This is a genomic window from Streptomyces sp. NPDC059853 (genome assembly GCF_042731495.1).
Lineage (GTDB): Bacteria > Actinomycetota > Actinomycetes > Streptomycetales > Streptomycetaceae > Streptomyces.
Map to the genome: position 1 here is coordinate 1 of NZ_JBHWJL010000377.1, position 4347 is coordinate 4347.

Annotated in this window: 3 protein-coding genes; 2 read left to right on the plus strand and 1 reads right to left on the minus strand. The window is 76.9% G+C overall.

Translation table 11 applies throughout. The features are described 5' to 3' along the window. On the minus strand, nt 1–1363 hold a 1363-nt coding region (locus ACFV5N_RS25220), incomplete at its 3' end, for a SpoIIE family protein phosphatase (protein ID WP_385604076.1). 272 nt (nt 1364–1635) lie between these two features. Between ACFV5N_RS25220 and ACFV5N_RS25225 the strand changes: the two genes are divergently transcribed. Continuing rightward, the gene (locus tag ACFV5N_RS25225) at nt 1636–3066 is read left to right on the plus strand and encodes a HEAT repeat domain-containing protein (RefSeq protein WP_385604079.1); all 1431 of its coding nucleotides are present in this window, start codon (nt 1636–1638) and stop codon (nt 3064–3066) included. A gap of 127 nt (nt 3067–3193) precedes the next feature. After that, the coding region (locus ACFV5N_RS25230; protein WP_385604081.1) for a hydantoinase/oxoprolinase family protein at nt 3194–4347 on the plus strand (1154 nt) is incomplete at its 3' end.

Genomic DNA, 4347 nt, shown 5'->3' on the forward strand with positions numbered 1-4347 from the left:
GGCACTCGGCGGCGCTGCCCGCCAGCGCCAGCCGGCCCGCCAGCGCCAGCAGCCGCCGGTCGCCGTCGTGCCCGGCCGGGGCGGCCCCGGCCCGGCTGTCCGAAAACAGTCCGTCGGTGTGCAGGACGAGTACGTCCCCCGGCTCCAGCCGCTCCATCCGTTCCGCGTAGACGGCGCCCGTCACCGTTCCCAGCAGCGGCCCCGCCGGACGCGCCAGCGCCCGCCCCGAGCCGCCCCGGCACAGCAGCGGCGCCGGATGGCCCGCCTGGGCCCAGGTCAGCAGCCGCTCGTCCGGCTGGTAGCGGCAGCACACCGCGCTGGCCAGCAGCGGCTCACTGCCCCGGTCCAGCAGTTCGTTCAGATGGCCCAGCAGGTCCCCGGGGCCCGCGCCGGTGAGCGCGATGCCCCGCACCGCCCCCAGCGCTCCGGCCGGACCCGGGACCTCCGCCCCCTGGCCCGGCAGATCGCCCAGGCTCAGCACGCCGGTGCCGTCCGCCAGCTCCAGGGAGTCGTACCACGTGCCGCCCGGTGTGCCGCCGTCCCCCGCGGGCAGACAACGGGCGGCCAGTTCCAGCGAACCGGAGCGCCCCCGCTGCGCCGGTACCGTCCGGAAGCCGGCCTGCCGGGGCGCCGGGCCGCGCAGCGCCGGCTCCGGGAGCCCGGCGGTCTGCCGGAGCCCGGCCGGTGCCGGCCGGCGCTCCGGGCGCGGCTCCCCGGCGGGGTGGTCCCGCGCGCCGCCCGGCCCGCCGATGTCGCGGATCACCGCCCACATCGCGACCGTGCCACCCCGCTCGTCGAGCACCGGCTCACCGGCCATCCGCACGGTGCGCCGCGTCCCGTCCGGCCGGTTGACCCGCACCTCGCAGTCCATCGGCCGGCCGTCCACCAGGCAGCCGGTCATCGCCGCCGCCAGCACCGGCTGGTCCTCTGCCACCAGGCAGGACGGCAACTGGTCCAGGGTGAGCGGCCCGTCCGCGACCGGCCGGCCGAAGATCGCGAACAGCTCGTCCGACCACACCACCCCGTCGGTCAGCAGGTTCCACTCCGCGCTGCCGATCCCCGCCCCCGGCCGGCCGGGGGCGGCCGGGGCCGCCGCCGGGTCCGGCTCGGCCGGCACCGGCCGCAGCTCCGCCACCTGCCGGCCGAACTCGTCCAGCCGGTCCGTCGCGGCGTCCCAGGCCGCCCGGCGCAGCGGGGACCGTTCCGCCCGGCGCAGCGCACGCGCGTCCTCGCGCAGCCGGCGCGCCCGCGCCAGCAGGGCGTCGAACGGGTCGGCGCTACCGACGTCGTCGAAGGTGGCGAAGGCGTCACTCCCTGCTGGCAGGTTGTTCGCGGAGGATTCCGAATGAGGGGAGGAGAGCATGTCTGATCCCTGATGACCTGGTTCGGCGCGGTTCGTGCCGGGCGCCGCCGCCGGTCGGAACCGGGCGCGCGGTTGACTACTGACTGTGCCATGCCCGGCGCCGCTCCGTAAGAGATTCGGCCGGTTGCTCCGGGGCCCGGCCGGGGACCGCTTCGACAGCGGCCGGGGCGCGGGTGTAGACAGGCTCCCAACGGCAAGGATGACCGGCGTCCCCACTGCTCGATCCGGAAATCCCGTTGCCACCGGACTTCCCCGACCGGATGCTGACTCATATGTTCGCCAGTCCCATCGAAACAGACATAGCGCCCAGCGGAAGCCTTCTCGGCCTCCTCCAGCGAGGGCGCGGCGACGGATGGCTGCACGCTCTCGCGGCGCCCCGCCCCGAGGCCGTCGCCGCGCTGAACCACTGTGTGCTCCACGACCCACGCCCGGACTGGCAGCTCGAACACCGCTCGCTCTACTACGCCCGCCTCTACCGGGAGCTGGACGCCCCGCTGGACGCCGTACGGGAGCACCTCTTCGACCCGGTGGACGCCCTGGAGGAGTGCGAGCAGCGCACCGGCCTCGCCCTGTCCGTCCTCGGTCATCTGGTGACGGCCGGGCGGCGCGACGCCCTGGCGCTGCTGCGCCGCTACGCGGTGACCGGCGCCAACTGGCGGTGGGCCCTGGACGAACTGGCGGTGCGCGAGGAGGACGCCGGGCTGCGAGAGCTGGGCCCCGCGATCCTCGCCCGGTTCCCCGCCACCGAGGCCGGCGAACGCGCCCTCGCCGACGCCGTCCGTGACTCCTTCGAACCCCGCCCGTGGCACATCTGGGCCGAGGACCCGGCCCGGCCCACGCAGCGGGCCCGGCTGGCGCGCGCCCTGGAGACCGGGGATTTCGACCGCTGGCAGCGGCAACTGCGCCCGCCGACGCCGCAGCCGGGCTGGAGCGTGACCGCCGTCCTGGAATGGGCGCGGGAGGGGTACGAGCGCACCCCCCGGCAGTGGCGGGAGGCCGCGGCGGCCCGCTGCCTGGGCGCGGTGGCCGGCCCAGGCGACCGGGAGACGCTGCTGCGGGCCGCCGCCGGGGACAGCAGCCCGGTGGTGCGGGCCGCCGCCCTGCGCCATCTCGCCGAACGCGGCGACCCGGCGGTCTTCGAGCTGATCCGGCAAGCCGCTCAGGATCCGCGGCCCGAACTGGCCGAGGCGGCGGTGACCGCGTACGCGCGGATGAACGACGACGGCGCGCTGCGGCAGGCCAGGAGCTGGCTGGAGCGCACCGACGAACTGGGCTCGACCGCCGCCGTCATGCTCGCCCGGCGCGGCTCGGCCCCCGACGCCCCGGGCGTGCTGGCCGCGCTGCGCCGGGTGGTGCGCACCCGGGGCACGGACGCCGCGGAACTGCGCGCCCTGGTGGAGGGCGTCGCCCGGCTGGCGATCGGCCCGGCCGTCCCGGTACTGCGGCACATCTACCGGCAGACCATCTCCTCCCAGCTGCGCGGCCACACGGCCCGGGCGCTGGCCGCCACCGACCCCACCTTCGCGTCCGGGTTCGCGGTGGAGTGCCTGTGGGACTGCGAGGAGGACACCCGGGAGGTCGCCGCCCGGCACGCGGCCACGGCCGACACCCGGGTCCTGGAGCGGCTGCGGACGCTGGCCGCCGACCCCACCGAGCAGGAGGGCGTCCAGACGGCGGTCCGGGGCCGGCTCGCCCCGTCCTGACCGGCCCGCCCCGTACGTCACGCCCCCCGTACGCCGCGGCCCGCCCCCGTGCCGCCGCGGGCCCGCGCCACCCCCCGCCCGGCCGCGCCGCAGCCGGCCGGCCGTCCCCCGCTGGCAGCATGGCCGGGTGAGCGGACGCTGGGAATTCTGGATCGACCGGGGCGGTACCTTCACCGACGTCGTCGGGCGCCGCCCCGAGGGGTCCCTGGTGACCGCCAAACTCCTGTCGCACGACCCCGGGCGGTACCAGGACGCCGCCGTCGCCGGAATCCGCCGGATGCTGGGGCTCGCGCCCGGCGAACCGGTGCCCGCCGAGCGGATCGCCCTGGTGAAGATGGGCACCACCGTCGCCACCAACGCCCTGCTGGAGCGGCGCGGCGAGCCCACCGTGCTGCTCATCAGCGCCGGGTTCCGCGACGCGCTGCGCATCGCCTACCAGAACCGGCCCCGGCTCTTCGACCGGCACATCGTCCTCCCCGAAGCCCTCTACGGACGCGTCATCGAGGTGCCCGAGCGCGTCGGCGCCGACGGCCGCACGGTGCGCGCCCTGGACGAGGACGCCCTGCGCCGCGACCTGGCCGCCGCGCACACCGCCGGGTTCCGCAGCGCCGCCGTCGTCCTGCTGCACGGCTACCGGTACCCGGGGCACGAGCAGGCCGTCGCCCGGCTCGCCCGCGCGGCCGGCTTCACCCAGGTCTCCGCCTCGCACGAGGTCAGCCCGCTGATCCGGCTGGTCACACGCGGCGACACCACCGTCGTGGACGCCTATCTGTCCCCGGTGCTGCGCCGGTACGTCGAGCAGGTCGCCGGTGAACTGCGCGGCGTGCGGCTGATGTTCATGCAGTCCAGTGGCGGGCTGCGGGAAGCGGGGCACTTCCGGGGCCGGGACGCGGTGCTCTCCGGCCCGGCCGGCGGGGTGGTCGGCATGGCCCGCAGCTGCGCCGAGGCCGGGTACCACCGGGTCATCGGCTTCGACATGGGCGGCACCTCCACCGATGTCTCGCACTACGCGGGGGAGTTCGAGCGGGTCTTCGGCACCGCGGTCGCCGGGGTGCGGATGAACGCCCCCATGATGGACATCCACACCGTCGCGGCCGGCGGCGGCTCCCTGCTGCGGTTCGACGGCGCCCGCTACCGCGTCGGCCCCGCGTCGGCCGGGGCCGACCCGGGACCGGCCTGCTACCGGAGGGGCGGCCCGCCGGCCGTCACCGACGCCAACGTGATGCTCGGCCGGATCCAGCCCGCCCACTTCCAGGCCGTCTTCGGCCCCGGAGGCGACCG